This is a genomic window from Paenibacillus artemisiicola, from assembly GCF_017652985.1.
Lineage (GTDB): Bacteria > Bacillota > Bacilli > Paenibacillales > Paenibacillaceae > Paenibacillus_Z > Paenibacillus_Z artemisiicola.
Map to the genome: position 1 here is coordinate 1 of NZ_JAGGDJ010000021.1, position 25804 is coordinate 25804.

The window sequence follows — 25804 nt, forward strand, 5'->3', positions numbered from 1 at the left end:
GTCCGCGCCGAGCCCGAGCTCCGCGGCGGTCAGCTGCCGCAGCGGCTTGCGCTTCGCTTTCATGATGCCCGGCAGCGACGGGTAGCGCGGCTCGTTCAGCCCCTGCTGCGCCGTCACGAGCGCGGGCAGGGGCACCGCGGCCGTCTCCACGCCCCATTCCGTGTCCCGCTCCACGACGGCGACCCGGCCGTCCCCGCCGCCCCACGCGGCCCCGCTCGGCGCCTGGCCGGCGGCCGCGCCGTCCTCCACCGTCAGCTTCAGCGCCGCCGACGCGTGCGGCAGCCCGAGCCGTTCCGCCACCTGCAGCGCCACGCTGCCCGCGCCCCGGTCGACGGCGAACAGGCCCGCCAGCACGAGGTCCGGCCGCAGCTCCTTCACCGCGGCGGCCAGCGCCGCCGCGACGGCATGGCCGTCGTCCGGCAACCCGTCCCGCGCGACGAGCACCGCCTCGTCGGCGCCCATGGCGAGCGCGGTCCGCAGCGCTTCGACCGCGCGGTCGCCGCCGCAGGAGACGACCGTCACGGTTCCGCCGTGCGCCTCGCGCAGCCGGAGCGCCTCCTCCAGCGCGTATTCGTCGTACGGGTTGATGATGAATTTGACGCCGTCCTCGGCGACGACCCCGTCCGCGATTTCGATTTTCTCCTCCGTATCGAAGGTTTGCTTGATCAGCACCGTCAGCTGCACCGGTCCGTGCACCTCCCGAACTCACTTGGATTTGCCTGCGGCAGTCATACCGTCCCACGGCCGCCGAATACGATAAAATAAGCCGCCCGCCGCCTTTGTTACCTTATGAACTTGGCCCTCGGATTAGACCGCGGCGGGCCTCGGGGGCCTTGGCCCCGCGACATGCGGGCGTCCGCAGGGACATATACTGAACCGCATCGCGTGCCAAGGGAAGGAGGAAGCCTTGTGGGAGGAATGAACGAGCTGACGCTGGCTTCGGGCATCCGGTGGCTGGCCTTCGCGCTGCTCGTGTTGGCGGCACTGGCCTGCTTTTATACGGTCGTCCGCCGCAGGCTGGCGTACATGCTGCTGGGCCGCAAAACGGAGCGCGCGCATCCGCCGCCGCCCGATCCCCCGGATCCCGAGAACGACGACGACGACCTGCTGCGCGTGTCCTCGTTCGCGGCGAACGCCGCGCTGGCGTCGGAGGCGGCGCCGAGGTTCGCGTGGGGCCTGGGCTGGGCGGGGCACGTGTTCGGACATCGCAAGCTGCTGAAGGACCTGCGCAGCGGGATCATGCACCTCGTGCTCTTCTACGGGTTCATCGTGCTGCAGTTCGGCGCGGCGGACATCGTGTGGAAAAGGCTGACGGGCCGCGCGCTGCCGTATCCGGCGTATCATGGGTTCGTGCTGACGCAGGAGATCACGGTATCGCTCGTGCTGCTGGCGATCCTGTACGGCGGATTCCGACGGTACGTCGAGCGGCTGACGCGGCTGAAGCGGGGCTGGAAGCCGTCGGTCGTGCTGTGGTTCATCGGCGGGCTGATGCTGACGGTGCTGCTGACGCAGGCGTTCGATCATGTGAAGGAAACGCCTTCGGGCGGCGGGGGAGCGGAGGCGTCGCTGTATGCGGGGTACGCGCCGGTCTCCTCGGGCATCGCCGAGGGCTTCCGGGACCTCGGCGCGACGCCGGCCGCGGGCAGCGTGCTGTACGAGGTGTTTTGGTGGCTGCATTTGGCGGTGCTGCTCGGGTTTCTCGTGTACGTGCCGCAGTCGAAACATTTTCATATTTTCACGGCGCCGGTCAATCTGTGGCTGCGCCGCGGCTCGCCGCCGGGCCGGCTGGCGCCGCTCGACCTCGAGGACGAGGACGCGGAGTCGTTCGGGGTCGGGGCGGTGGAGCAGTTTACGCGCAAGCAGCTGCTCGACCTGTACGCCTGCGTCGAGTGCGGCCGCTGCACGAACGTCTGCCCGGCCGCGGGCACGGGCAAGCTGCTGTCGCCGATGCATCTGATCGTCAAGCTGCGCGATCATCTGACGGAGAAGGGCGCCGCGATTACTTCGAAATCGCCGTGGGTGCCCGCGTTCGGGGGCGGCGCGCCGGGCGCGCACGCGATGGCGGAAACGGTGCCGCTCTGGAGCGGCGGCGGCGCCGCGGCGACGACGATCGAGCCGACGATGACGGCGCAGAAGCACGGCTGGCAGGCGCGCGCCGGCGCCGCGGCGGCGGACGCCGCGCTGATCGGCGACGTCATGACGGAGACGGAGCTGTGGGCGTGCACGACGTGCCGGAACTGCGAGGACCAGTGCCCCGTCGGCAACGAGCACGTGGACAAAATCATCGACATGCGCCGCTACCTCGTCCTGACCGAGGGCCGCGTGCCGGCGGAGGCGCAGCGCGCGATGCAAAACATCGAGCGCCAGGGCAATCCGTGGGGCTTGCCCCGCGGCGAACGCGGCGCCTGGCTGGCGGCGTACGAAGCGGCCGTGCCGGACGCGCGGCCCGTGCGGACGATGAAGGAGGCGGCCGCCGGCGGCGACCGGCCGGAGCTGCTGCTCTGGGCCGGGACGATGGGAGCGTACGACCAGCGCAGCCGCAAGGTGCTGTTCGCGGTCGTGCGGCTGCTCCAGCAAGCCGGCGTCCCGTTCGCCGTGCTCGGCGGCGAGGAGCGGAATTCCGGCGACACCGCGCGGCGCCTCGGCAACGAGCTGCTGTTCCAGACGCTGTGCGCCGAGAACGTCGCGACGCTGCAGCGCTACGGGGTGAAGCGGATCGTGACGATTTGCCCGCACACGTTCAACGCGCTGAAGAACGAATACGCCGATTTCGGCCTCGCGAGGGCCGTGGCGGTGGAGCATCATACGACGCTGCTCGCGCGGCTCGTCGCCGGCGGCTCGCTCGTGCCCGCGCATCCGGTGTCCGAGCGGGTCGTGTACCACGACTCGTGCTACCTCGGCCGGTACAACGGGGAGTACGAAGCGCCCCGCGCGCTGCTGCGGGCGATCCCCGGCGTGGAGCTGCTGGAGATGGAGCGGAATCGCGCGAACGGGCTTTGCTGCGGCGCGGGCGGCGGCCTGATGTGGATGGAGGAGCGCGCCGGCGTGCGCGTGAACGAGGCCCGGACGGCGCAGGCGCTGGACGCGTCGCCGACGGTCATCGGCTCCGCGTGCCCGTACTGCCTGACGATGATGGAGGACGGCATCAAGCTGCACGAGGCCGAGGACCGCGTCCGCGCCCGAGACGTCGCCGAGCTGCTGGCCGAAAGCGTATTCGGCGGCGGGCGATAGCGGGGGAGATTCGGCGAGAAACGCGCAAAGAGCGGTACCCGGTACGGTACATGGCCGCGATTCGGCTAGAAACGCGCAAAGAGCGATACCCGGTATGGTACATGGCCGCGATTCGGCGGAAATTGAGAAAAGAGCGGTACCCGGTACGGTACATGGCCGCGATTGGCGCAAAACGCGCAAAGAGCGGTACCAGGTACGGTACATGGCCGCGATTCGGCGCAAAACGCGCAAAGAGCGGTACCCGGTGCGGTACATGACCGCGATCTGGCAAAGAAACGCACCGCCAAGAGCCGTACCACCCGGTACGGTACACGACTGCAAGTAGGGGCGGAAACGGCGCCAAGAGCCGGCTCCGGCACGGTACATCGCCGCGCCGGGGCCGGCATGGACGCCGAAACGGTACATAGCCGCCGCTGCCGCGCCGAGCGGCCATTTTACCCCGAAGGAGGGAGCTGCGTGGGAGTACGATCGACGCCGGCGGTTCGCCGAGCGGCAGTCATTGGATCGGGCGTCATGGGGGCGGGCATCGCCGCCCATCTCGCCAACGCGGGCATGTCCGTGCTGCTGCTGGACGTGGTGCCGGACGCGCTGACGGAGCAGGAGGCGAAAGCCGGCGCGACGCTGGAGGACCGGGCCGTCCGCAACCGGCTGGCCGCGGCCGGCCTCGCCCGGCTGGCGAAGCAGGAGCCGCCGGCCTTGTACGAAGCCTCGTTCATCGGGCGCATCGCGCCCGGCAACCTGGAGGACGATCTCGCCCGGCTCGGCGAGGTCGATTGGATCGTCGAGGCCGTGGTTGAACGGCTGGATATCAAACGGAGCGTCTTCGCCCGCATCGAGTCCGTGCTGAAGCCGGGCACGCTCGTGTCCTCGAATACGTCGGGGCTGTCTGCGGCCGCGATGGCGGAAGGGCGCGGCGAGACGTTCCGGAAGCAGTTCGCGGTGACGCATTTCTTCAACCCGCCCCGGCACATGAAGCTGGTCGAGGTCGTGCCCGGCCCCGATACCGCGCCCGAGACGATCGACCGCCTGGCGGCCGTCTGCGAAGGGCAGCTCGGCAAAGGCGTCGTCCGCGCCAAGGACACGCCGAACTTCATCGCCAACCGGATCGGCACGTACGGCATGGCGACGACGATCGCGGCGGCGCGGGCGTACGGGCTCGGCGTCGACGAGGTCGACGCGCTGACGGGTCCCGCGATGGGCCGGCCCAAGACGGCGACCTTCCGCCTGCTCGATCTCGTCGGCCTCGACACGCTGCTGCACGTCCTGGACAACGTGCGGGAGCGCAGCGACGACCCCGCCGAGCGCGACGCGTTCGCGCGGCCGCCGGAGCTCGAGGCGCTCGTGGCGAAGGGCTGGACCGGCGAGAAGGCGGGGAGCGGCTTTTACCGCAAAATCAAGCGGCAAGGCGGCGGCAGCGACATCGAAACGCTGCAGCTCGACACACTGACGTACGCGCCGCGCCGCAGCGTCCATTCGCCCGTCATCGAGGCGGCGAAGTCGGCCAAGGGCACCGCGGCCAAGGTCAAGGCGCTGCTGTTCACCGACCCGGACGACCGGTATGCCCGGTTCGCCTGGACGGCGCTCAAGACGGTGCTGCTCTATTCGGCCCGCCAGCTCGGCGCGATCGCGGACACGATCGCCGACATCGACCGCGCGCTGGTATGGGGCTTCAATTGGGAGCTCGGCCCGTTCGAGCTGTGGGACGCGATCGGCCTCGAGCGCTCCGTCCAGCGGATGCGCGCGGAGGGCGACGAGATTCCGGAATGGGTGGCGGACTGGATCGCCGCCGGCAACCGCGGCTTTTACAAGCAGGAGGGCACGCTGCGTTTCTACGCGAACCGCGGGGAGTACCGGCTGCAGGAGGAAGAGCCCGACGTCCTCTCGCTGAAGGCGGTCAAGGACGCCGGCAAGCTCGTGCTCGGCAACGCCGGCGCGTCCCTGCTCGACATCGGCGACGACGTGGCCGCGCTCGTGTTCCATTCGCCGAACAACGCGATCGGCGGGGATATCCTGACCGCGATCCGCCAAAGCGCGGCGGAGGTCAGCCGCAATTGGCGCGGGCTCGTCGTGGCGAACGAAGGACGGCATTTCTGCGTCGGGGCGAACCTCATGATGCTCCTGCTCGAGGCGCAAAACGGCGACTTCGACGAGATCGACGACATCATCGCGCAGTTCCAGCAGAGCATGCTGACGCTGAAGCGGCTCGACCGGCCCGTCGTGGCGGCGCCGCACCGGATGACGCTCGGCGGCGGGGTGGAAGCGTGCCTGCCGGCGGACCGGATCGTGTTCGCGTCCGAGACGTATTTCGGCCTCGTCGAGACGGGCGTCGGCCTCATTCCCGCCGGGGGCGGCTGCAAGGAAGCGGCGGCGCTCGCCGACGCGCGGACCGGCGCGGACGGCAACCTGCAGCCGCAGGTGAACGCCCTGTTCGAGACGATCGCGCTCGGCAAAACGTCGACGAGCGGCTACGACGTCGCCCGCCTCGGCTTCATGCGGCCGCAGGACCGCGTTGTGCTCCGCGGCGAGACGCGCGCGGCGGAGGCGAAGCGGACGGTGCTCGCGATGGACCGCGAGGGCTACGCTCCGCCGCCGGCGGACCGGCGCATCCGCGTCGCGGGCCGCGAAGGGCGCGCCGTGCTGCAGCTGGCGGTCGAGAACATGCGGCTCGGCGGCATGGCGAGCAAGCACGACGTGCGGATCGGCCGCAAGCTCGCGCACGTGCTCGCCGGCGGCGAGGCGGCGCCGGGAGCGGAAGTGAGCGAGCAATATTTGCTCGACCTGGAGCGCGAGGCGTTCCTCAGCCTGTGCGGCGAGCCGAAGACGCAGGCGCGAATGCAGCACATGCTCGCGACCGGCAAGCCGCTGCGGAATTAACGGAACGGACGGAGAAGCCGTCCGAACCGACCCATTCACGAAGGAGGGATTCCCCGAGATGAACGCTGAACGAAATCCGCGCGACGCCGTCATCGTCGCCGCCGTGCGCACCGCCGTCGGCAAAGCGAAGAAGGGCAGCCTCGCCGACGCGCGCGCCGAGGATCTCGGCCGCGCCGTGCTTCGCGCGGCCGTCGACCGCGTGCCCGGGCTGGACTACGCCGACGTCGAGGACGTCGTCATCGGCTGCGCGATGCCCGAGGGCGAGCAGGGGCTGAACTTCGCCCGCATCATGACGCTGTATGCGGGCTTTCCGGTCACGACGCCGGCCGTGACCGTCAACCGGTTTTGCGCGTCGGGGCTGCAGGCGATCGCCTACGCCGCGGAGCGCATCCGGCTCGGCGAGGCGGACGTCGTCCTCGCCGGCGGCGTCGAAAGCATGAGCCACGTCCCCATGACCGGCTTCAAGCTTTCGCCGCATCCCGGCATCGCGGACGGCATGCCGGAGGTGTACATGGGCATGGGCCACACCGCCGAGGAGGTGGCCCGGCGCTACGGCGTCAGCCGCGAGGCGCAGGACGCGTACGCGGCGGAGAGCCACCGCAAGGCGGCCCGGGCCATCGCCGAAGGCCGCTTCCGCGAGGAGATCGTCCCGCTGCACGTGCAGCGGGAAGGCGTGGACGACAACGGCCGCCCGTGGAGCAAGCCGTTCACGTTCGACCAGGACGAAGGCGTGCGCCCCGACACGACGCCGGAGGTGCTGGCGAAGCTGAAGCCGTCCTTCGCCCGCGAAGGCACGGTGACGGCGGGCAACGCGTCGCAGATGAGCGACGGCGCCGCGGCGGTCGTCGTCATGAGCCGGGAGCGGGCCGAGCGGATCGGCGCGAAGCCGCTGGCCGTCTTCCGCGCGTACGCCGTGGCCGGCGTGGCGCCGGAGGTCATGGGCATCGGGCCGATCGAGGCGATTCCGAAGGCGCTTGCCCGCGCGAACGTGACGCTCGGGCAGGTGGACGCGATCGAGCTCAACGAGGCGTTCGCCGCCCAATGCCTGCCGATCATCGCGGAGCTCGGCCTCGATCCCGCGAAGGTGAACGTGAACGGCGGCGCGATCGCGCTCGGCCACCCGCTCGGCTGCACGGGCGCCAAGCTGTCCGTGTCGCTTATCCACGAGCTTCGGCGGCGGGGCGGCGGCACCGGCATCGTGTCCATGTGCGTCGGCGGCGGCATGGGAGCGGCGGGCGTGTTCACGGCCGAGCCGGACGCGGACCCCGTTTGAGCGGAGGCGCGGCTTTTGGACCGTTTTGCACATGAATCCGCCTTTTCCGGTATTTTGCGCGAGGGTTCACCTCATTCCCATTCCTGACGCATCTCCCGCTTGATAGAGAAAGGAGGCAGCGGTATGGCCCAGAACAAAGGTTGGGGCGGCCGTTTCGTAATCGAAGATATGGCACCGCAGGATATTGTCACGCCGGAGGATTTTACCGACGAGCAGGTCATGATCGGCGAAGCGGCGCGCGCGTTCCTCGAAGGCGAGGTCCGGCCCCGCGACGCCGAAATCGAAGCGCTGAATTACGAATTGACGGTCAAGCTGCTGCGCAAGGCCGGCGAGCTCGGCCTGCTCGGCGCGGACGTGCCGGAAGCGTACGGCGGGCTCGGGCTCGACAAGGTGAGCTCGACGCTGCTCGCGGAGACGCTGGCGGAGGCGTCGTCCTTCGCGCTGTCCGTCGGCGCCCACGTCGGCATCGGCACGCTGCCCATCGTGTTCTTCGGCACGCCGGCGCAGAAGGCGAAGTATTTGCCCGACCTGGCGGCCGGCACGAAGATCGCGGCGTACTGCCTGACGGAGCCGTCGTCCGGCTCCGATGCGCTCGGGGCGAAGACGACCGCGCGCCTGAACGCCGAAGGCACGCATTACGTGCTGAACGGCTCCAAGCTGTACATTACGAATTCCGGGTTCGCCGACATGTTCATCGTGTACGCGAAGGTGAACGGCGACCATTTTACCGCGTTCATCGTGGAGCGCGGGCTGCCCGGCTTCAGCATCGGCCCGGAGGAGCACAAGATGGGCATCAAGGGGTCCTCGACCTGCCCGATCTTCTTCGACGATACGCCGGTACCGGCGGAAAACGTGCTCGGCGAGGTCGGCAAGGGCCATGTCATCGCGTTCAATATCCTGAACATCGGCCGGTTCAAGCTGGCCGCGGGCTGCGTCGGCGGCGCGAAGGAAGCGGTGGCGCTCGCGGCCAAATACGCGAACGGCCGCAAGCAGTTCGGCCGCCCGATCGCGTCGTTCCCGCTCATCGGGGCGAAGCTCGCGGACATGAACATCGCGGCGTTCGTCACGGAGAGCATGGTGTACCGCACGGCGGGCTGGATCGACGAAATGCTGCGGGCGAGCGAAGCGGCCGGCGGCGACGCGGACGGCGCCGGGGCGAGGGCCGCCAAGGCCATCTCCGAATACGCGCTGGAATGCTCGATCAACAAGGTGTTCGCGACGGAAGCGCTTGACTTCGTGGCGGACGAAGCGGTGCAGATTCACGGCGGCTACGGCTACGTCAAGGAGTACAAGGTCGAGCGGATTTACCGCGATTCGCGGATCAACCGGATTTTCGAGGGCACGAACGAAATCAACCGGATGCTCATCCCCGGCACGCTCATGAAAAAGGCGCTGAAGGGCGAGCTGCCGCTGCTGCGCAAGGCGCGCGCGCTCCAGGCGGAGCTGCTGCAGCCGATGCCGCTGCCGGCGTTCGACGAGCCGCTCGCCAAAGAGACGTACCGGATCGGGCAGGCGAAGCGGACGTTCCTCGCGGTCGGCGGGCTCGCGGTGCAAAAATTCGGGCTTGCGCTCGAGCAGCAGCAGGAGACGCTGTGCCTGCTCGCGGACATGATGATCCAGACGTTCGCGATGGAGAGCGCCGCGCTCCGGACGCGCAAAATGCTGCTGCGGGCCGATCCAGCCGCGGCCGCCCGCACCCGGAACGCGGTCGAGATGACGGCCGTCTTCGTGCAGGAGGCCATGGAGCGCGTCGAAAGCCACGCCAAGACGGCGCTCGCCGCGCTGGAGACGGGCGACGCGCTGCAGACGCAGCTCGCGGTGCTGAAGAAGCTCATGCGCGCGCCGCTCGGCGACACGATCGCGCTCAAGCGGAGCATCGCCGCGCGGGTCGTGAAGAGCCAGCAGTATACGCTGTAGGCTGTCCGAAGCGAGTTTTTGCCCAGGAAGTTTCGCAAAACGCGTCTATGCTTCCGAAGCGAGTTTTTACTCGCAAAGAAGTTGTTCCAGGAAGCTTCGCAAAAACTTTCAGCCTATGCTTTCGAAGCGAGTTTTTGCTCGCGCAAAAACAAGCCTATGCTTCCGAAGCGAGTTTTTACTCGCGAAGACGTATCCCAGGAAGTTTCGCAAAAACTTTGGGAGGCCACAAAAATGAACCAACCGCAGGCTTGGCCCTGGCTTCGCAACTATCCCGGCGAGGTTGCCCCCGACGTCGCGATTCCGAATATCGCCCTCGGCGACATGCTGATCCAGACCGCCGCCAAGCATCCGGCGAAGGAGGCGCTGTTCTTCTTCGGCAAGCGGATCTCCTACAAGGAGCTGCTCGCCGCGGCGCAGCGGATGGCGGCGGGGCTGCAGGCGGCCGGCGCCGCCAAGGGCGACCGCGTCGCCATCATGCTCCCGAATTGCCCGCAGGCCGTCGTCTCCTACTTCGGCGCGCTGCTCGCGGGCGCCGTCGTCGTCATGACGAACCCGCTCTACGTGGAGCGGGAGTTGGAGCATCAGCTGCGGGACAGCGGCGCCGCCGTCATCGTCACGCTCGACGTGCTGTATCCCCGCCTGGCGCGGGTCCGGGGCGAGTCGCCGGAAGCCGGCCCGGTCCCGGGACTACGCAGGGTAATCGTGACGTCCATCCAAGACGGGCTGCCGTTTCCGAAAAACCTGCTGTATCCGATCAAGCAGCGCCGCGCGGGACCGCAGCCGCTCATTCCGTACGGCAAGGACGGCGTGACGCGGTACGCGTCCTTCATGGCGAAGGCATCGAAGCTGCCGGCGCACGTGGAAACCGCTCCGGAGACGGACGTCGCGCAGCTGCAATATACGGGCGGCACGACGGGCACGGCGAAGGGCGTCATGCTGACGCACCGCAGCCTGATCGCGAACGCGGTCCAGTGCGAGGCATGGTTTTACCGGATGCGGGAGGGGAAGGAGCGGTTCCTTGCGGCGCTCCCGCTGTTTCACGTGTTCGGGTTGACGGTGATTATGAATTTGTCCGTGCTCAAAGCGAGCTCCATCGTGCTCCTTCCGCGGTTCGAAATCGAGAACGTCCTGAAGGCGATCCGCGACGAGAAGCCGACGGTGTTCCCGGGCGCTCCGACGATGTACGTGGCGCTGCTGAACCATCCGGACGCGAAGAAATACGACCTGTCGTCCGTGAAGGCGTGCATCAGCGGCTCCGCGCCGCTGCCGCTCGAAGTGCAGACGCGGTTCGAGGCGGTGACCGGCGGGCGGCTCATCGAAGGCTACGGCTTGACGGAAGCGGCCCCCGTCACCCACGCCAACCCGCTCTGGACGAAGCGCAAAATCGGCACGATCGGCCTTCCGCTCCCCGGCACGCTGGCCAAGGTCGTCGACCCGGCGACGGGCGAGGAGCTTCCGGCCGGCGGCGTCGGCGAGCTGCTGGTGAAGGGACCGCAGGTCATGAAGGGGTATTGGAACCGGCCGGAAGCGACGGCCGAGGCGCTGCGGGACGGCTGGCTGCATACCGGCGACCTGGCGAGCGTCGACGCCGACGGGTTCTTCACGATCGTGGACCGGATCAAGGACATCATCATCGCCGGCGGCTTCAACATCTATCCGCGCGAGGTGGAGGAGGTGCTGTATGAGCACCCCGCCGTGCGGGAAGCGGCGGTCATCGGCGTGAAGGACGAATACCGCGGCGAGACGGTGAAGGCGTTCGTCGTGCTGCGCAAGGACGTGACCGTCTCCGCCATGCAGCTCGACCGCTGGTGCCGCGAGCGGCTGGCCGTGTTCAAGGTGCCGCATCTGTACGAATTCCGCGACGAGCTCCCGATGTCCATGATCGGCAAGGTGCTGCGGCGCAAGCTGCAGGAAGATGAGGAACTGGCCGCGGCCGGGAACGATGAGGGTGGAGGCCATGAAGGATAACGGGCAAGGTCCTCCGAACGGGCCGGACGCGCGCCCGGCGCTCGAAGCGCTGGAAGCGGCGGCGAAGAAGTCGTTTTGGGGGTATCTGGGCTTCGAATTGGTGACCGCCGAAGCGGGCAAGGCGGTCATCGCGCTGCAAGTGCGGCCGGAGCATCTGAACATGGCCGGCATCGTCCACGGCGGCGTCCTGGCGTCCATGCTCGACAACGCCATGGGCCTTGTCGCGATTTTGGCGTGTCCGGGGGACGGGACGGTCACGACCGGGCTGAACGTCCATTATTTGCACCCCTCGTCGGAGGGGCGGTTGACCTGCGAGGCGGCGCTGATCCATCGTTCGCGCCGGACGCTCACGCTGGAGGGACGGATTGCCGATAATAAGGGCGAGCTCCTTGCTTGGGGAAGCGGAACGTTTCGCAGGGTAACCGGATTGTAACATGTTACATTTCCAAAGCGGTTGTCCGCCGCATTGAAAGCGTTATTCCTTTCCTCTATAATTAGCCTATATATGGAAACTCAGCGGAGCGAAGGGAGGGCGCATGGTGGTTAGCCCTTGGATCACGACTGCGGTCATCCTGTTCGGCATCCTCGTTGCGATCGTTGGCGTCTTGGCGTACTTGCGCATGTACAAAAGCAGCGCCTGGTCGGCCTCGGCACCGCGTCCGCAGGAGAGGGATATCCCCGGCGCCGATTCGACAGAAAATGACAAAAAAGGATCGTTCACAAATAAATAATGCCGTGTTCGCTTTTATAATCTGATTGAAAATGTTATAATTGATTGATAAATTAGAAAATTTAATTTATATGGCTCCATCAAGCTCCTGACTCACCTTTCATTCATATGGATCGTTCAACATGCTCGCTTACGGATTTGTTAGAACTACCAACCGATGCTAGGAGGGGATTTCATGGCGAAACACAGCCACAATGAAGTCAAAGAAAGCCTCGTGGAGCTTACGCGAATTTTCCAGCCGAAGGACTCCCGGAAGTTCGTTCGGGATTATATCCGCAAGTATCGGATTACGGGCGGGTATGAGGAGGAATTGACGCTATTGGTGGAGCATGAAATGGGGCGCCTGCGCTCCTCGGTGAGTTAACTAACCTGAAATGATAAGCCTTGCCCGGTACGATAGGGACAAGGCTTTTTTGTTGCCCGGCCCGGCCGGTTTCCCGAACCGTCCTATCGAACACGGCAGGCCATGCCGCATCTCCGGTCCGAATCGGTCCCGCGTCCTTCGGGCACGGACGATTCGCGCTCTCGTCTCCGCACCGCATCCCGCTCCCGTACCTTTCTCTTCCGTACCCGCGATCGCCGGCCGCCTGCTTCAGGAGGGATGACCCATGATTCAACTCAAAACGATGGAGGAGATCGCCCGGATGCGCCGGGCGGGCCGGATCGTCGCGGCCTGCCATCGCGAGATCGGCCGTCGCCTGCGGCCCGGCGTCGCGACGCTCGAGATCGACCGCTTCGCGGAGGCGTTCATGCTCGGCCGCGGCGCGAAGCCCGCGCAGAAGGGCTACCGCGGCTACCGGTTCGCGACCTGCGCGTCCGTTAACGACGTGGTTTGCCACGGCTTGCCGACGGACGTCCCGCTGCGCGCGGGCGATATCGTCACGATCGACATGGTCGCGGAGCTGGACGGCTGGATGGCCGACTCCGCGTGGACGTACGCGGTCGGACGGGCGCGTCCGGAGATGGCGCGCCTCATGCGCACGGCGAAGCTGGCGCTGTACCGGGGCATCGCCAAGGCGGCGGCGGGCGCCCGGCTCGGCGACGTCGGAAGCGCCGTGCAGGCCGTCGCCGACCGGGGCGGTTACGCCGTCGTGGAGGCGTTCATCGGCCACGGCATCGGCAGGCGGATGCACGAGGATCCGCAGGTGCTTCACACGGGCAAGGCCGGCACCGGCAAGAAGCTGCGGGAAGGCATGGTCATCACGATCGAGCCGATCCTCGTGACGGGCCGGCCGAACGTCGTCATCGACGCGGACGGCTGGACGGCCCGCACCTCCGACGGCTCCCGGGGCGTGCAGTACGAGCACACGGTCGCGATTACGGCGGCCGGTCCGGTCATCCTGACGGAATGACTCATTTCATCTTGCCGACGTTGTCGATCGTCATTCGGATGCGGCATTCCACGTCGACGTTCGGGTACACCCGCTCCCAGTTCACTTTCTTCCAGGCGGCGTAGCCCATGTGATTGCGCACGTAGGTGCCGACGCCCGCGCTGTCGGCGCCCTTCGCCTGCATCTTCTTCATGACGCGCTCCGCCTCCCCCGACAGATACGCCCCAACCTCCGCTTCCAGCTTCTTCACGTCCTCTCTTCTGCCGAGGTCGAGGCCGCCCATATATTCCAGCAGCGAACCGTGCAGCTTCGCGCTGATGACCACCTTCGTCTTGTCGCCCGATCCGGAGACGCGAACGCCGCGTTTGCTGACGAGCGACGTAATGAAGACCGATTCCTTGCTCGTGCGTTCCCCCTTGGGCAGCGCGAAGGCGAATTCGCCCTGCCTGAAATTGCCGCGCAGGACGGCGAAGATCATCGCTTCCTTCGGCGGCAGCCGTTCGACGTAGCGATCGTGCTTGAACAGGGCGATGCCGTCGGTGACGATGTTCTCGCCCGCCTGGCGCAGGAGCGGCGCGACGGGGTCGATGCCGTCGTCGAAGTAGTCGCGCACGAACTGATGGAGCGTGGACCTCGGGATGGAATGCGTGCTGGCTTCCTTCTCGAGCATCCGCTCGATGTAACGGTCCGTCCGCGGATGCTGGCTGTATCTTCGATTCAGCAGCTCCTCGGCGTCGCCGTTCACGACGGCGATCTTCATCAGCGGCGAAACGGCCGGGTCGCGCACCTGCGTGTCGAGGTGATGGCCGATCCCGGCCTGAACGAACGACTTGCCGAGCAGCGTGACGCGCAGCTGGCCGCTGACGAGCTGCAGGCTGGTCTGCCGGGACATCTCGACCCGCGCCAGCTTGCTGGTGCGCGCCGTCGTGCTTAGCACTTCCCGTTGCTCGCTGGATTCCTCGTCAAGGCGCGGAATGGCGACGGCGACTTTCAGCTCGCCGTTCGGCAGGAGGTCGTAGCTGGTCGTCTGAATGAAGCCGATCCTCTCCAGCACCCGCTGGTCGCCGCAGCCCCCGAGCAGGACCGCGACGGCGAGCGCGAGAAGCGCGATTAGGCGGCGGAGGTTACGCATCGGCGGTCGTCTCCTTCTCTTTGCGGATCAGAAGCAGGGCGATCAGGAAGAGCGGCAGGCCGAACGAGATGCCGATTTCGATCCGGGCGAACAGCGACAGCCATTGATCGACGTCGCCGATCGTATCCGGCATCATGCTGATAAGGAACGTCCCGGCGACCAAAGCCCCGCCCCGATATTCGGATTTGATCTTCGGCAGCAGCCGGCCGCTCGTTTCATTGGACGCCCAGAAGTACATCGACATGGTGGACAGCATCGTGAACAACAGCAGGCCGTACAGCACGTTCTCGATCCGTTCGATGAACGGAAACTTGATGAAGGCGAACATGTCGATGAGCGGATACTGCATCTTCTGCAATTCATGGAGGCCAAAGAAGCCTAACACGAGGAAGCAAATGTACGCGTAGCTGAGCAGGACGAGAAGATTCGCCCAGATCGCCATTTTGATCAGCTTCACGGAGCGGTCGACGTGCCCGAACAGCAGCAGGACGAGCTCGTAGCCCAGAAACGCGTAATAGATGCCGACGATGCCCGCGGGCTGGTGATTTCCGCCTTGCAGCAGAAACGGCGTCAGCCGGGTCCAATTGAACTCGTTGAAGAACATGCAGGATAACGGGTACATCCAGACGGTCAAATAGAAAAAGACGGTGCTCGCCTTGGCGATCGTATAGAGGCCTTTCGTGAACAGCATGAACCCGAGCATGTCGATGACGAGCTTGAACCAGATCGAATTGGTCGTGGGGAAGGCGATCATTTGGAAAACCAGCACGTACTCCATGATGACGAGGCAGGCCAGCATGCTCCATACCGAGATCAGCAGGAGATAGAGCGGCGCGAGCAGCGGCTTGGGCAGCCGCCGTTCCATGATGTCGAAGATGGACTTTCCCCGTCCCATGCGGTGAACGAGACCGATCAGCAGCAGGTTGACCGTGACGACGGCCGCATAGGCGGGCAGCGCCAGCCAGCTGTTGTAGCCGAACGTGACCGCGAGCATCTGGCCGAGCGCCAGGACGGCGACGCCCGTCTGCGTCATGTAAATCAGGACCATAGTGTGAAAGGAGGACAGTTTCTCCTTGACGGCCTTCAATGCGAAACGCCTCCTACTTTTTCGTTCTGACGTGCACCGGATTCGGGGTTCTCGCTTGCGTCGGCCGTTTCTTCAGCAGCTTGAAGGGCGCGCGGATGAAGACGTCCAGCCAGTCGCCCGGCTTATGCGGCGCGATCGGCGTCATGTACGAGGAATTGAGGCTCGTCAGGTGGCTCAAATGGATGATGAGATACGCAATGCCGATCGTAATGCCGAGATTGCCCCAGATGCCGGCCAGGATGATCAGGCCGAAGCGGATCAGCCGGATGGACGCGCTCATGATATAGCTCGGCATGACGAACGAGGCGATCGCGGAGGACGCCACGACGATGATCAGAATGTTGCTCGTGAAGCCGGCCTGAACGGCGGCTTGGCCGATGACGATACCGCCGACGATGCCGATCGTTTGGCCGATCTTGGTCGGCAGCCGGGCGCCCGCTTCGCGGAGAAATTCGATGACCGCTTCCATGAACAGCGCCTCGTACACCGGCGGGAACGGCACGCGGCTGCGCGACTCCGACAGGGTCAGCAGCATGTTTTGCGGGATCATCTCGTAATGGAACGTCGTGACGGATACATAGAAACAAGTGAACAAAATGGTAATGATGAACGATATGAACCGCAGGATCCGCGTGGCCGTGCCGAGCGACCACCGCTGATAGTAATCGTCGGAGGACGTAAAAAATTCAAAGAACGACGTCGGCGCGCTGAAGGCGTACGGGCTGCCGTCCATGATGCCGACGATCCGGCCCGCGACGAGCTTGGAGGCGATCGCGTCGGGGCGCTCCGTCGTGAAAAACTGCGGAAACAGGGATGCCGGCCTGTCGTCGATCAGCTGGACGAGCATGTTCGTATCGTGCACCGCGTCGATCTCGACCCCCTGGATGCGCCGCTTCAGCTCGTCCACGTTGTCCATATTGGCGATATCGGCGACGTAGAGCAGGTAGACGTCCGTTTTCGTGATTTCCCCGACGCGGAAGCGCAGGCACTTCAGGTGGGAGCTGCGCACGCGCCGGCGAATCAGGGAGAGCGTCTCCCCGGCGGGCTCGGAAAACGCCTCGTGCGGCCCGGTAATCGTCGTCTCGGTCTCCGATTGGCTGATCGGCCTGCCCTTCGGGCTGTACAGGTCGATGCTATAGACGGCGTCTCGGTGAAACAGCGCCACGCTCCCGCTCAGGATGTCTTCGACGATTTGCTTGTCCTCGCTTTTTCGCGCGAAGGACAGCCGGTCGAGCATGTCCTGGAGCTTGTCTTCGGGCGCCGACTGGAGCGGCCCGAGAATCTCGCGGTCCAGCTTCTGGCCGTCGATCATATGGTCGAAGTAGAGCAGGTCGACGTTCAGCTGGGCGTAGGTCTGATGCTTGAAGTCCGCGCAGTCGTCGAACTGCTGCGCGATATGGGACAGTTGTGGCCGGTCCTGCTGCTGCTGCTCCTGCTGCTCCTGCTGTTGCTGTTCCATCATCCCACCTGCACTGTTCGAAATCGGTATGGTTTCAGCGTTTCCTATGACTGGCAATTTATACGGAATGCGGCGGATGCGGAGGTGCGGACGGGGGCGAACGAAGGGCGGCGCCGGGGCGTTTCGCGCAATCGCTTCGATGATCGCGGAGGCGTAATAGGAATTCCTCGTAAATTCGGACGGGCGGTACATGATTTTGGAAGATGCGGCCATACTAGCCGAAACAAGAGGAGGTTTTTACCAAATGTGCCAAGCTATATCGATTGCGGCCGCGTCTTCCGAATTGACCGAGCGTTTCGCGCTCGACAACGTCCTGTTCCACACCGCCGGCCGGTACGAGATTTTCCCGACGGAGTCGATTTCGGCGATCATCCATCACAAGAACGAACGGATTTTGGACGAATTCCGCTGGGGCATGGTCCCGTATTGGGCGAAGGATTCCGTGCGGATGGACAGCCTGAAGCTGTTCGACAAGCCGATCTACGAACGGATCGCGGCCAAGCAGCGCTGCGTCATTCCGTGCACCGGCTTCTACGTGACGCGGACCGAGGGCAAGGTGACCGAGCGCTTCAAAATCACGATGCGCAGCGGCACGTTCGCCATCGCCGGCCTGTACGACGTGTTCCGTCAAGCGTCGGGCGACGAGATGCGCACCTGCACGATGCTCATGACCAAGTCAAACGGCCTCATCGCCCCCTTCCAGCAGCAAATGCCCGCCATCCTGGAGCCGGAGGACATCGACGATTGGCTGACCCGCGGCGCCCGCTCGCCGTTCGAGCTGAAGAACATGCTCCGCATGATGGAATCCGTGCGCATGCTCGCGATTCCGCTCACGCCGAGCGGCGAAGCGGATCTCGAATTCGAAGCGCCGCGTACGGAAATGGTGTAGCGTATTGGATGGGAGAGCCTCCGTGCCGCTTGTCAGCGGCTCGGGGGCTTTTTTGCGCGCGTTGGCGGGTGCGGGGGATGCGGCGCCGCAGGGGGAGCGGCGGGGCGGTACGGCGAGCGGAGTTTCGCCAGGCAAGCCGCCGGCACACTGGCGGCTGCGGCGCCTGCGGGTGGTAGTTGTCGCCGGGCGAGCCGCTCCGCCTACCGGCGGCGCCAGCCGGTGGGTGCCGCCTGACAAGATGTACATCCACCGACGGGGGCGCTTCCGTCGGTGGATCGATACCGAGCCGTCCGCCCGTCGCCCCGCCCCGCGCTTCATTCCAGCCGCTCCCGCTCCGCGATCGTATCCGAGGGCAGCTTGCCCGTGATGCGCTTGAAGATCCGATTGAAGTACGATGGATCGCTGTAGCCGAGATGGTCCGAGATGTCCTGCGCGGTCAGCCGCGAGTGCTGCAACAGGTAGAGCGCCGTCTTCATCCGCCGCCGGTGGACGTAGTCGCTGATCGTCATGCCCGTCACTTTGCGGAACAGGGACGCGGCGTAGTTCGGGCTGACGCCGATGCAGGCGCCGAGCTCGTGCTTGGTGATTTTGCCGCGGTAGTGGTCGTCGACGTAACGCTTCATGACCTCGATGTGGTGGATCGACGAAGGCGCCTTCTCGCCTTCGTCGACCTCCCGGCTGACCGTGACCATCAGCTCCGTCAGCAGCGCCGCGCACATGACCGAGAAATACCGGTCCCGCGCCGTCCACTGCTCGACGATGTACAGCAGCTTCTCGAGCAGCAGCTCCGGCATGTGCGTCACCCAGCGCAGGGGCGCGCGGCGCGCGAGAATCGGCAGCAGCTGCACCGTCGCGGCGTCGGCCGGGCTGAAGCGCACGACGACGCTTTCGCGGATCGTGCCGGCGCCGCGCAGCTCGGCGGCGGGCAGGCCGGAGGGGATGAGCAGCAGGTCGTTTTTGCGGCAGGCCATCGGCTGGCCGGCGACCCGGTAAGCGGTCTGCCCGAATCGGACCCACACCAGCGTGAAGCTGTCGCTGCCGAGCGGCTGCTGTTCGCGCTGCAGGATACCCCGCTCCTGGCGAATGTCGAAAATGTCGAACATGGCAAATTTCACCGCCCGTCTTCATCATACTATATTACAAACACTGTACTATAGTACATCGCGCTCGCGCAATTGTTCCTCTACAATGAAAACAGGAATGAAAATGATCGAGGAGTGAGCGTAAATGAAAAAGACAGCGATCGTATGTACCATGGGACCCGCGTGCATGTCGCCGGAGATGCTGGAAAATATGCTGCTTGCCGGCATGAATATAGCAAGACTGAATTTGGCGCACGGGGAGCTGGACGATCATAAGCAGCGCATCGAGATGGTCCGCGCGGCCGCGAAGAAGACGAACCTGCCCGTCTCCATCATGCTGGACATCAAAGGACCGGAGATCCGCACGGGTCTTCTGCAGGAGCCGTCGTACCTGCTGCAGGCCGGCGAATTCCTGACGCTGACGACGGAGCAGATCCAAGGCACCGAGAAACGGATCTCGGTGTCCTACGACCTCGCGCAGGACGTCAAGGTCGGCTCGCGCATCATGATCGACGACGGCCTGATCGAGCTGCAGGTCGTCCGCATCGAAGGCGCCGACGTCGTCTGCCTCATCCAGAACGGCGGCCTCATCAAGTCGCGCAAGGGCGTCAACCTGCCGGGCATCCGCACGAGCCTGCCGGGCGTCACGGAGCGCGATAAGCTGCACATCGCCTTCGGCATCGAGAACGGCGTCGACATCATCGCGATGTCGTTCGTCCGCCGCGCCGAGGACGTGCGCGAAGTGAAGGCGATGCTGGCCGCGAAGGGCGCCAGCCACATCCAGGTCATGTCGAAGATCGAGAATCAGGAAGGCCTCGACGAGCTGGAAGCGATCGTGGAAGCCTCCGACAGCATCATGGTGGCCCGCGGCGACCTCGGCGTCGAGATTCCGATCGAGGACGTGCCGCTGGCGCAGAAGCAAATGATCGACGCCTGCAACCGCGCCGGCAAGTTCGTCGTCACGGCGACGCAAATGCTGGAATCCATGCAGAGCAACCCGCGCCCGACCCGCGCCGAAGCGTGCGACGTGGCGAACGCGGTATGGGACGGCTCCGACGCGGTCATGCTCTCGGGCGAGACGGCGGCGGGAAAATATCCGCTGGAAGCGGTCCGCACGATGGCGGCGATCGCGATCCGCGCCGAGCAGGCGCGGGAGCAGCTCGCCAAGAAAGATTTGATCGGCGCGTAGGCTTCGTTTAAAGTGAATAGAGAAGGTAAGCGCGGCGCCGCCCTTTGGGGCGGCGTTTGGCGTATTCATTAACGTAAGGCGGGAGCAATCATGCACGTATTGACGGTTGATCATATTTCGAAGACTTACGGGGAGAAGGTGCTGTTCCAGGACGTGTCGTTCGGCGTGGAGACGGGCGACAAGATCGGCATCATCGGCGTCAACGGGACCGGCAAATCGACGTTCATGCAGGTAGTAGCGGGACTGGAGCCGGCCGATTCGGGCGCCATTCTGACGGCCGGCGGCGCGACGGTGCGGATGCTGGCGCAGGATCCGAAGTTCGACCCCGAGGAGACGGTGCTGGACCATGTGCTCGGCGGCGACACCGCCCCGATGCAGGCCGTCCGCGCGTATACGGAAGCGCTGCGGGCGCTCGAGCTGAAGCCCGGCGACGAGGCGCTGCAGGAGCGGCTCGTCCGCGCCAACCAGCGGATGAACGAGCTGGACGCCTGGGGCATCGAAAGCGACGCGAAAATCGCGCTCTCAAAGCTCGGCATCCAGCATTACGACGCGAAGCTCGGCGTGCTGTCCGGCGGGCAGCGCAAGCGCGCCGCGATGGCGGCGGCGCTCATCCAGCCGGCCGACGTGCTGCTGCTGGACGAGCCGACCAACCATATCGACAACGAATCCGTCGCCTGGCTGGAAGGCATGCTGCAGAAGCGCAAGGGCGCGCTGCTCATGATCACGCACGACCGGTACTTCCTGGACCGCGTCAGCAACCGGACGCTCGAGCTCGACAAGGGCCGCGCGTACTTCTACACGGCGAATTACAGCCGGTTCCTCGAGCTGAAGCTGGACCGCGAGGAGCGGGAGGCCGCTTCGGAGGCGAAGCGCCAGAACCTGCTGCGCAATGAGCTGGCATGGATGCGGCGAGGCGCGCAGGCGCGCTCGACGAAGCAGCAGGCGCGCATCCAGCGCTTCGAGTCGCTGAGCGCGCAAGGGCCGGAGAAGGCGGCCGGCAAGCTGGAGATGTCCGTCGCGTCCTCGCGGCTCGGCAAGAAGATTCTCGAGATCGAAGGACTGCGCAAGACGTTCGAGGGCCGCGCCGTGATCGACGGCTTCAGCTACATCGCGGTGCCGGAGGACCGCGTCGGCATCGTCGGGCGCAACGGCCTCGGCAAGTCGACGCTGCTGAAGCTGATCGCGGGCAAGCTCGAGCCGGACGCGGGCACCGTGACGCTCGGACCGACGGTGAAGCTCGGCGTCTTCTCGCAGGAGCGCGAGGAGATGGACGAGTCGCTGCGCGTCATCGATTATATCCGGGAAAGCGCGGAGCAGGTGACGACGGCCGACGGGTCGACGATTTCGGCGGGCCAAATGCTGGAGCGGTTCCTCTTCCCGCCGGCGCAGCAGTGGACGCCGATCGCGAAGCTGTCCGGCGGCGAGAAGCGGCGGCTGCAGCTGCTGCGAGTGCTGATGGATGCGCCGAACGTGCTGCTGCTGGACGAACCGACCAACGACCTCGATATCCTGACGCTGACGGTGCTCGAGGATTATTTGGACGACTTCCCGGGCGTCGTGTTCACGGTGTCCCACGACCGGTATTTCCTGGACCGGACGGCGGAGCGGATCTTCGCCTTCGAAGGGGACGGCGTCATCGAGCAGCATGTCGGCAATTTCTCGGATTACCAGGCGTACGCGTCCGCGCACGGGGTGCGCTCCGCGGATGCCGCCGAGCGCAGGGCGGAGAGCGAAGCGCCGAAGAGGCCGGCGGCCGAGGCGGAGCAGGAGCCGGCCAAGCCGACGAAAATGTCGTACAAGGAGCAGAAGGAGTTCGAGACGATCGACGCGGACATCGAGCGGACGGAGGAGGCGCTGCGGCAGGTACAGGCGGACATGGAGGCGGCCGGCAGCGATTCCATGCGGCTGCAGGAGCTGATGGCCAAGCAGGCGGAGCTGGAGACGAAGCTCGAGACGCTGATGGACCGCTGGACGTTCCTGAACGAGCTGGCGGAGCAGATCGCGGCGAACAAGAAGAAATAAGCGGCGCGCCCCGGGCGGGCGATGGCCGGGCCAGGCAAAAAAGGCAGACCGAAACGCGGATTCGCGTTTCGGTTTGCCTTTATGTTTTGCTCTACTTTCCGCGCTTTTTTGGCCTTATTGGCAAGGCAACAGGGGGAATACGAAAGTCGAGCCGAGTCGAGCCGAGCCGAGGCCGAACCGGGCCGATGGCTGGGGACGCCCGCTCACGACGAAACGCGTGCCGCGCCTCCCCGCGAGGCGCGAACGGCCCTTCGTCCCGGCGCCAGCCCGCTTAAGCGCGGGCGCCGGTCGCGGTTGCGGCCGCGTTCGCGGCGCCCGCCGGCTGCGCGGCCGCGCCGTCGGCGGCGGACTGCTGCCGCAGGTCCCGCTGCTCCGCGCGCGTCAGGTGCTTGCGCTGCCGCCAGCGCAGGAACGCGAGCGCGCCGCGGACGTATTCGTCGGCGATCATGCAGACGTAGACGGCGACGAGCCCCCAGCCGAGGTGCAGGCCGAAGTAGTACGACAAGCCCGTCGCGACGCCCCACATCGAGAACAGGGCCGTCATCATCGGGAAGCGGGTGTCGCCGACCGCGTTCAGGCCGGAGCCGAAGCCCATGTTGAGCATTTTGCCGGGCTGCAGGACGATGTTGAGGGCGAGCAGGGAGACGCCCATGCGCAGGATCTCCGGGTCCTTCGTGAAGAAGCCGAGGAACCAGCGGCCCGTCAGCGCGAGCGCCGCGGCGTTGACGGTCACGATGACGAGCCCGACGCCGAGCGCTTTGTACGCGCTGGCGTACGCGTCCTTCCACTGCTTGGAGCCGAAGAGGTGGGCGATCTTGATCTGCACGCCCATCGCGATCGCGAGGCCGAGCATGAAGCAGAACGATTCCAGCGTGTTCAGGTAGGTGCGCGTCGCGAGCTCCTTGGCGCCCATGACGGCGAGGAACATGAAGATGACCATTTGCGAGAGCATCCAGCAGGACGAGTTGACCCCGAGCGGCCAGCCGATGCGCAGCACTTCCTTGAACAGCTTCGGACTCCGGAGCCGAATATCTGCGATTCCAACCTTGCGCTCGAACGCATGCATGAACATGTAGGCGAGCACGAGCATCATGATCGTCCGGCAGGAGAAAGTCGAGATCGCGACGCCCTGCAGCCCGAGCCGCGGGAACCCGAACGCGCCGAAAATAAACCCGTAATTCAACATCACGTGCAGCAGGTTGATGCCGACCGCCGTCAGCATCGGGCCCCGCGTGTTGCCGGTGTTGCGAATGACGGTGCCGAACGCCGCGGACAGGGCGAACGGCGCGAGGCCGCAGCCGGCCACGGCGATATAGCCGCGGCGAGCGGGAGCAGCTCCTCCGGCATCTGGATGAGCCGCGCCACCTGGTCCGGCAGCAGGCAGAGCGCCGCGCTGATGCACAGGCCGATGCCCGCGGTGAACTTCGCGGCGATGATGCCGATCGTGCGGGCCTCCTCCGGCTTGCGCGAGCCCAGCTTCTGCGCGACGAGAATGCCCGCGCCGCCCGTAATCGTCATGAACAGCGTGTTCAAGCCGTTGAACAGCTGGTTGGACAGCCCGACCACCGCGACGGCGTCGTCGGAGACGCGGCTCACCATGAGCGTGTCCACGGTGCCGAGCAGGGTGGCAAGGAACAATTCGATAAAGATCGGCCAAGATAAGGACCATAGCGAATACGAACGGGAATCGGTTTTGAGGGTGGCGGTCGCGCCCATGTCGGTTGCCTGCTTTCCGGTGATGTCGTCGTGCGGCCGCGCAGCCGCGCCCGTTTCACATTCAAATTATAGATGGTATACTGGACGCAAAGTATGAGGGGATCAACCGAAACTTTCACGATCGCAACCTCCGTGCCCTCATTAAGCCGACCTCGCCGGGAAAGGAAGGGACCGCCATGAGCATGCTGCAATTCACGGTGCCGCCGCTGCCGCATTACATGCTGTGCGGACCGTCGCATTACGCGCCGGGCGGACGGCACGTCAGCCGCCGCAACGTCGGAGTCTTCGATCTGCTGTTCGTCCGCGAAGGCTGCCTGTACATGGCGGAGGAGGACCGGACCTTCGAGGTCGGCGAAGGCTGCGCGCTGATCCTGCGGCCGGACCGTTACCACTACGGGACCAAGGGCTGCGAAGTGCCGACATCGTATTACTGGCTGCATTTTCAGACGACGGGAAGCTGGGCCGCCACGGACGGCGAGCCGCCGCGGCACGGGGAGGAAGCCTACGACGAGAAACGCACGCAGGCGCTGTGGTCGTATGCCACGCATACGTTTCCGATCCATGTGCCCCAATTCGTCCGGCTGTCCCAGCCCGGGAAAGCCGAGGAGCTGTTCGAGCAGCTGGTCAAGCTGAACCAGAGCTTCTATTCCGGCAGCGCGAAGTGGAGCCAGCAGTCGGTGTTCCAGGAGCTGCTGCGGCAGCTGTCCGCGTCCGCGGCCAAGGACGAGTCGACGCCCGCCGCGGCGTGCGCGGACCAGGCGGCGGCCTATCTGCGCAAGCATTACCGGGAGCCGGTGACCGCGCAGGAGCTCGGCGAACGGCTCAACTTCCATCCCGTGTACATCGCCCGCTGCATGCAGCGCTACTACGGCTGTCCGCCGATGGAATACCTGCTCCGCCACCGCATCGAGCAGGCGAAGCTGCTGCTGCTGCAAACCGACCATCCCGTCGCCCGCGTCGCGGAGGAGGTCGGGTTCAACCAGGCGGCGTACTTCACCTCCTGCTTCACCCGGGCGGAGGGGCTCTCGCCGCGCAAGTTCCGGCAGCGGTTCGCGTACGGCTGACGCCGGCCGGTCCGCGTTTGGCGCGCCGCCCGGAGAGATCTTGCGCGGGCGCGAGCTCCGCGCGCTCAACGTCCTGGCGCGGTCTTTGGGCGGCTCTCGTGGAGCCAGTCTCCCGCGCGTGCCACGCAGGAATCCGAGCGCATGAGGCTGTTATCGAGGCCGAAATGCCAACAGACCGGCTAGACGCAGCAAGACCGCCGGCATGCAAGAAGAGCAAGAAGAGCAGGAAGACCGCCTCAGGGCAATCAAGACCGGAACGCAGCAAGACCGCCACCCGCGGCGTCTTGCCGCGAATGACGGTCTTGGGTAGGGCATGGCGCCGATCCGGCTGCCGTGCCGCGCTTTAGCGTCCGTTGAACGCTTTTAGCATCCAGATGTGCTTCTCCAGCGACTTGTGGATCGCGAGCAGCAGATCGCCGGTCGTGTCGTCGCCCGCTTCGGCCGACACTTCCATGCCTTCCTTCAGCTCGGCGGCCACCTTCGTGAAGTCCTCGATGAGGATGTCCACCATCTCCTCGGCGGATTCGCTGCTCGAAGCTTCCTTCACCGTCGAATGCTCCAGGTACTCGGTCATCGAGGCGAGCGGCTGGCCGCCGATCGCGAGCAGGCGCTCCGCGATGTCGTCGACGTGCAGCGTCGCTTCCTCGTACAGCTCCTGGAATTTCACGTGCAGCGTGAAGAACTGGTTGCCTTTGACGTACCAGTGGTAGTTGTGGAGCTTCACGTACAGGACGCTCCAGGTCGAGATTTGTTTGTTGAGGATCGTTTGCAGTTTTTTCGTCGGCATGTTCGGCATCTCCCTTTGTCATAAAATGAGCGTGTTGGCGCTGCTGCAATGCA

The 25804-nt window shown here is 65.5% G+C and carries 20 protein-coding genes and 1 pseudogene; 13 read left to right on the forward strand and 8 right to left on the reverse strand.

Features of this window, described 5'->3' with window-relative positions; all coding sequences use genetic code 11:
• Positions 1–684 (reverse strand): electron transfer flavoprotein subunit beta/FixA family protein (locus I8J29_RS20685; RefSeq protein ID WP_208849394.1); only part of this gene is annotated, 684 nt, incomplete at its 3' end.
• Positions 685–918: 234 nt separating this feature from the next.
• Here I8J29_RS20685 and I8J29_RS20690 point away from each other — a divergent pair.
• The 9 genes from I8J29_RS20690 (at position 919) to map (ending at position 13345) form a co-directional block, all read left to right on the forward strand.
• Complete coding sequence (locus tag I8J29_RS20690; protein ID WP_240546367.1) at positions 919–3231, forward strand: (Fe-S)-binding protein; 2313 nt, start codon at positions 919–921, stop codon at positions 3229–3231.
• Between the two features lie 456 nt (positions 3232–3687).
• Entirely contained in the window at positions 3688–6105 is a 2418-nt protein-coding gene (locus I8J29_RS20695) for a 3-hydroxyacyl-CoA dehydrogenase/enoyl-CoA hydratase family protein (RefSeq protein ID WP_338113249.1), read from the forward strand.
• Between the two features lie 58 nt (positions 6106–6163).
• Positions 6164–7378, forward strand: a complete 1215-nt coding sequence (locus tag I8J29_RS20700; RefSeq protein ID WP_208849396.1) for an acetyl-CoA C-acyltransferase — start codon at positions 6164–6166, stop codon at positions 7376–7378.
• A gap of 123 nt (positions 7379–7501) precedes the next feature.
• The gene (locus I8J29_RS20705; protein WP_208849397.1) at positions 7502–9295 is read left to right on the forward strand and encodes an acyl-CoA dehydrogenase family protein; all 1794 of its coding nucleotides are present in this window, start codon (positions 7502–7504) and stop codon (positions 9293–9295) included.
• A 231-nt stretch (positions 9296–9526) separates the two neighbouring features.
• The gene (locus I8J29_RS20710) at positions 9527–11263 is read left to right on the forward strand and encodes a long-chain-fatty-acid--CoA ligase (RefSeq protein WP_208849398.1); all 1737 of its coding nucleotides are present in this window, start codon (positions 9527–9529) and stop codon (positions 11261–11263) included.
• The gene (locus I8J29_RS20715; RefSeq protein WP_208849399.1) at positions 11253–11696 is read left to right on the forward strand and encodes a PaaI family thioesterase; all 444 of its coding nucleotides are present in this window, start codon (positions 11253–11255) and stop codon (positions 11694–11696) included. Before I8J29_RS20710 ends, I8J29_RS20715 begins: the two co-directional genes overlap by 11 nt.
• Positions 11697–11799: 103 nt before the next feature.
• Positions 11800–11994, forward strand: a complete 195-nt coding sequence (locus tag I8J29_RS20720; RefSeq protein ID WP_208849400.1) for a hypothetical protein — start codon at positions 11800–11802, stop codon at positions 11992–11994.
• A 174-nt stretch (positions 11995–12168) separates the two neighbouring features.
• Positions 12169–12357, forward strand: coding sequence for a hypothetical protein (locus tag I8J29_RS20725; RefSeq protein ID WP_090639126.1), 189 nt, complete (start codon positions 12169–12171; stop codon positions 12355–12357).
• 244 nt (positions 12358–12601) lie between these two features.
• A complete protein-coding gene (map, locus tag I8J29_RS20730) occupies positions 12602–13345 on the forward strand; it encodes a type I methionyl aminopeptidase (RefSeq protein WP_208849401.1) in 744 nt (247 codons plus the stop codon).
• Between the two features lies 1 nt (position 13346).
• On the opposite strand, the gene I8J29_RS20735 is transcribed toward map, so the two are convergent.
• From I8J29_RS20735 to I8J29_RS20745, 3 genes are read right to left on the reverse strand one after another with little or no spacing between them, the layout of a single operon-like run.
• On the reverse strand, positions 13347–14456 hold the full coding sequence (locus I8J29_RS20735) for a Ger(x)C family spore germination protein (protein ID WP_208849402.1): 1110 nt from the start codon (positions 14454–14456) through the stop codon (positions 13347–13349).
• The gene (locus I8J29_RS20740; protein ID WP_208849403.1) at positions 14449–15543 is read right to left on the reverse strand and encodes a GerAB/ArcD/ProY family transporter; all 1095 of its coding nucleotides are present in this window, start codon (positions 15541–15543) and stop codon (positions 14449–14451) included. The genes I8J29_RS20735 and I8J29_RS20740 overlap by 8 nt, the downstream gene beginning before the upstream one ends.
• A 13-nt stretch (positions 15544–15556) precedes the next feature.
• Positions 15557–17005 carry a spore germination protein gene (locus I8J29_RS20745; RefSeq protein WP_208849404.1) on the reverse strand — a complete coding sequence of 483 codons (1449 nt, stop codon included), beginning with the start codon at positions 17003–17005 and terminating at the stop codon, positions 15557–15559.
• 241 nt (positions 17006–17246) lie between these two features.
• Between I8J29_RS20745 and I8J29_RS20750 the strand changes: the two genes are divergently transcribed.
• Positions 17247–17891 carry an SOS response-associated peptidase gene (locus I8J29_RS20750; RefSeq protein WP_208849405.1) on the forward strand — a complete coding sequence of 215 codons (645 nt, stop codon included), beginning with the start codon at positions 17247–17249 and terminating at the stop codon, positions 17889–17891.
• A gap of 314 nt (positions 17892–18205) precedes the next feature.
• Here I8J29_RS20750 and I8J29_RS20755 read toward each other — a convergent pair whose 3' ends face one another.
• Complete coding sequence (locus tag I8J29_RS20755) at positions 18206–18994, reverse strand: helix-turn-helix transcriptional regulator (protein WP_208849406.1); 789 nt, start codon at positions 18992–18994, stop codon at positions 18206–18208.
• Between the two features lie 124 nt (positions 18995–19118).
• Here I8J29_RS20755 and pyk point away from each other — a divergent pair.
• Together pyk and I8J29_RS20765 are read left to right on the forward strand one after the other, a co-directional pair.
• Positions 19119–20129, forward strand: a pseudogene (gene pyk / locus I8J29_RS20760) (pyruvate kinase); the annotation flags it as partial.
• 123 nt (positions 20130–20252) lie between these two features.
• The gene (locus tag I8J29_RS20765) at positions 20253–22184 is read left to right on the forward strand and encodes an ABC-F family ATP-binding cassette domain-containing protein (RefSeq protein WP_208849408.1); all 1932 of its coding nucleotides are present in this window, start codon (positions 20253–20255) and stop codon (positions 22182–22184) included.
• A gap of 271 nt (positions 22185–22455) precedes the next feature.
• On the opposite strand, the gene I8J29_RS20770 is transcribed toward I8J29_RS20765, so the two are convergent.
• Entirely contained in the window at positions 22456–23490 is a 1035-nt protein-coding gene (locus tag I8J29_RS20770) for an MATE family efflux transporter (protein ID WP_338113250.1), read from the reverse strand.
• On the reverse strand, positions 23400–23900 hold the full coding sequence (locus tag I8J29_RS34500) for an MATE family efflux transporter (protein WP_338113251.1): 501 nt from the start codon (positions 23898–23900) through the stop codon (positions 23400–23402). The genes I8J29_RS20770 and I8J29_RS34500 overlap by 91 nt, the downstream gene beginning before the upstream one ends.
• 176 nt (positions 23901–24076) lie before the next feature.
• Between I8J29_RS34500 and I8J29_RS20775 the strand changes: the two genes are divergently transcribed.
• The gene (locus I8J29_RS20775) at positions 24077–24964 is read left to right on the forward strand and encodes a helix-turn-helix transcriptional regulator (RefSeq protein ID WP_208849409.1); all 888 of its coding nucleotides are present in this window, start codon (positions 24077–24079) and stop codon (positions 24962–24964) included.
• A gap of 343 nt (positions 24965–25307) precedes the next feature.
• On the opposite strand, the gene I8J29_RS20780 is transcribed toward I8J29_RS20775, so the two are convergent.
• Positions 25308–25760 carry a Dps family protein gene (locus I8J29_RS20780; RefSeq protein WP_420831143.1) on the reverse strand — a complete coding sequence of 151 codons (453 nt, stop codon included), beginning with the start codon at positions 25758–25760 and terminating at the stop codon, positions 25308–25310.
• Positions 25761–25804 lie beyond the last annotated feature (44 nt).

Coding starts and splice junctions, on each gene's coding strand:
- I8J29_RS20690 (WP_240546367.1), top strand. CDS start 919: ATGAACGAGCTGACGCTGGCTTCGGGCATCCGGTGGCTGGCCTTCGCG.
- I8J29_RS20700 (WP_208849396.1), top strand. CDS start 6,164: ATGAACGCTGAACGAAATCCGCGCGACGCCGTCATCGTCGCCGCCGTG.
- I8J29_RS20705 (WP_208849397.1), top strand. CDS start 7,502: ATGGCCCAGAACAAAGGTTGGGGCGGCCGTTTCGTAATCGAAGATATG.
- I8J29_RS20710 (WP_208849398.1), top strand. CDS start 9,527: ATGAACCAACCGCAGGCTTGGCCCTGGCTTCGCAACTATCCCGGCGAG.
- I8J29_RS20715 (WP_208849399.1), top strand. CDS start 11,253: ATGAAGGATAACGGGCAAGGTCCTCCGAACGGGCCGGACGCGCGCCCG.
- I8J29_RS20720 (WP_208849400.1), top strand. CDS start 11,800: ATGGTGGTTAGCCCTTGGATCACGACTGCGGTCATCCTGTTCGGCATC.
- I8J29_RS20725 (WP_090639126.1), top strand. CDS start 12,169: ATGGCGAAACACAGCCACAATGAAGTCAAAGAAAGCCTCGTGGAGCTT.
- map (WP_208849401.1), top strand. CDS start 12,602: ATGATTCAACTCAAAACGATGGAGGAGATCGCCCGGATGCGCCGGGCG.
- I8J29_RS20735 (WP_208849402.1), bottom strand. CDS start 14,456: ATGCGTAACCTCCGCCGCCTAATCGCGCTTCTCGCGCTCGCCGTCGCG.
- I8J29_RS20745 (WP_208849404.1), bottom strand. CDS start 17,005: ATGATGGAACAGCAACAGCAGGAGCAGCAGGAGCAGCAGCAGCAGGAC.
- I8J29_RS20750 (WP_208849405.1), top strand. CDS start 17,247: ATGTGCCAAGCTATATCGATTGCGGCCGCGTCTTCCGAATTGACCGAG.
- I8J29_RS20755 (WP_208849406.1), bottom strand. CDS start 18,994: ATGTTCGACATTTTCGACATTCGCCAGGAGCGGGGTATCCTGCAGCGC.
- I8J29_RS20765 (WP_208849408.1), top strand. CDS start 20,253: ATGCACGTATTGACGGTTGATCATATTTCGAAGACTTACGGGGAGAAG.
- I8J29_RS34500 (WP_338113251.1), bottom strand. CDS start 23,900: ATGGGCGCGACCGCCACCCTCAAAACCGATTCCCGTTCGTATTCGCTA.
- I8J29_RS20775 (WP_208849409.1), top strand. CDS start 24,077: ATGAGCATGCTGCAATTCACGGTGCCGCCGCTGCCGCATTACATGCTG.
- I8J29_RS20780 (WP_420831143.1), bottom strand. CDS start 25,760: ATGCCGAACATGCCGACGAAAAAACTGCAAACGATCCTCAACAAACAA.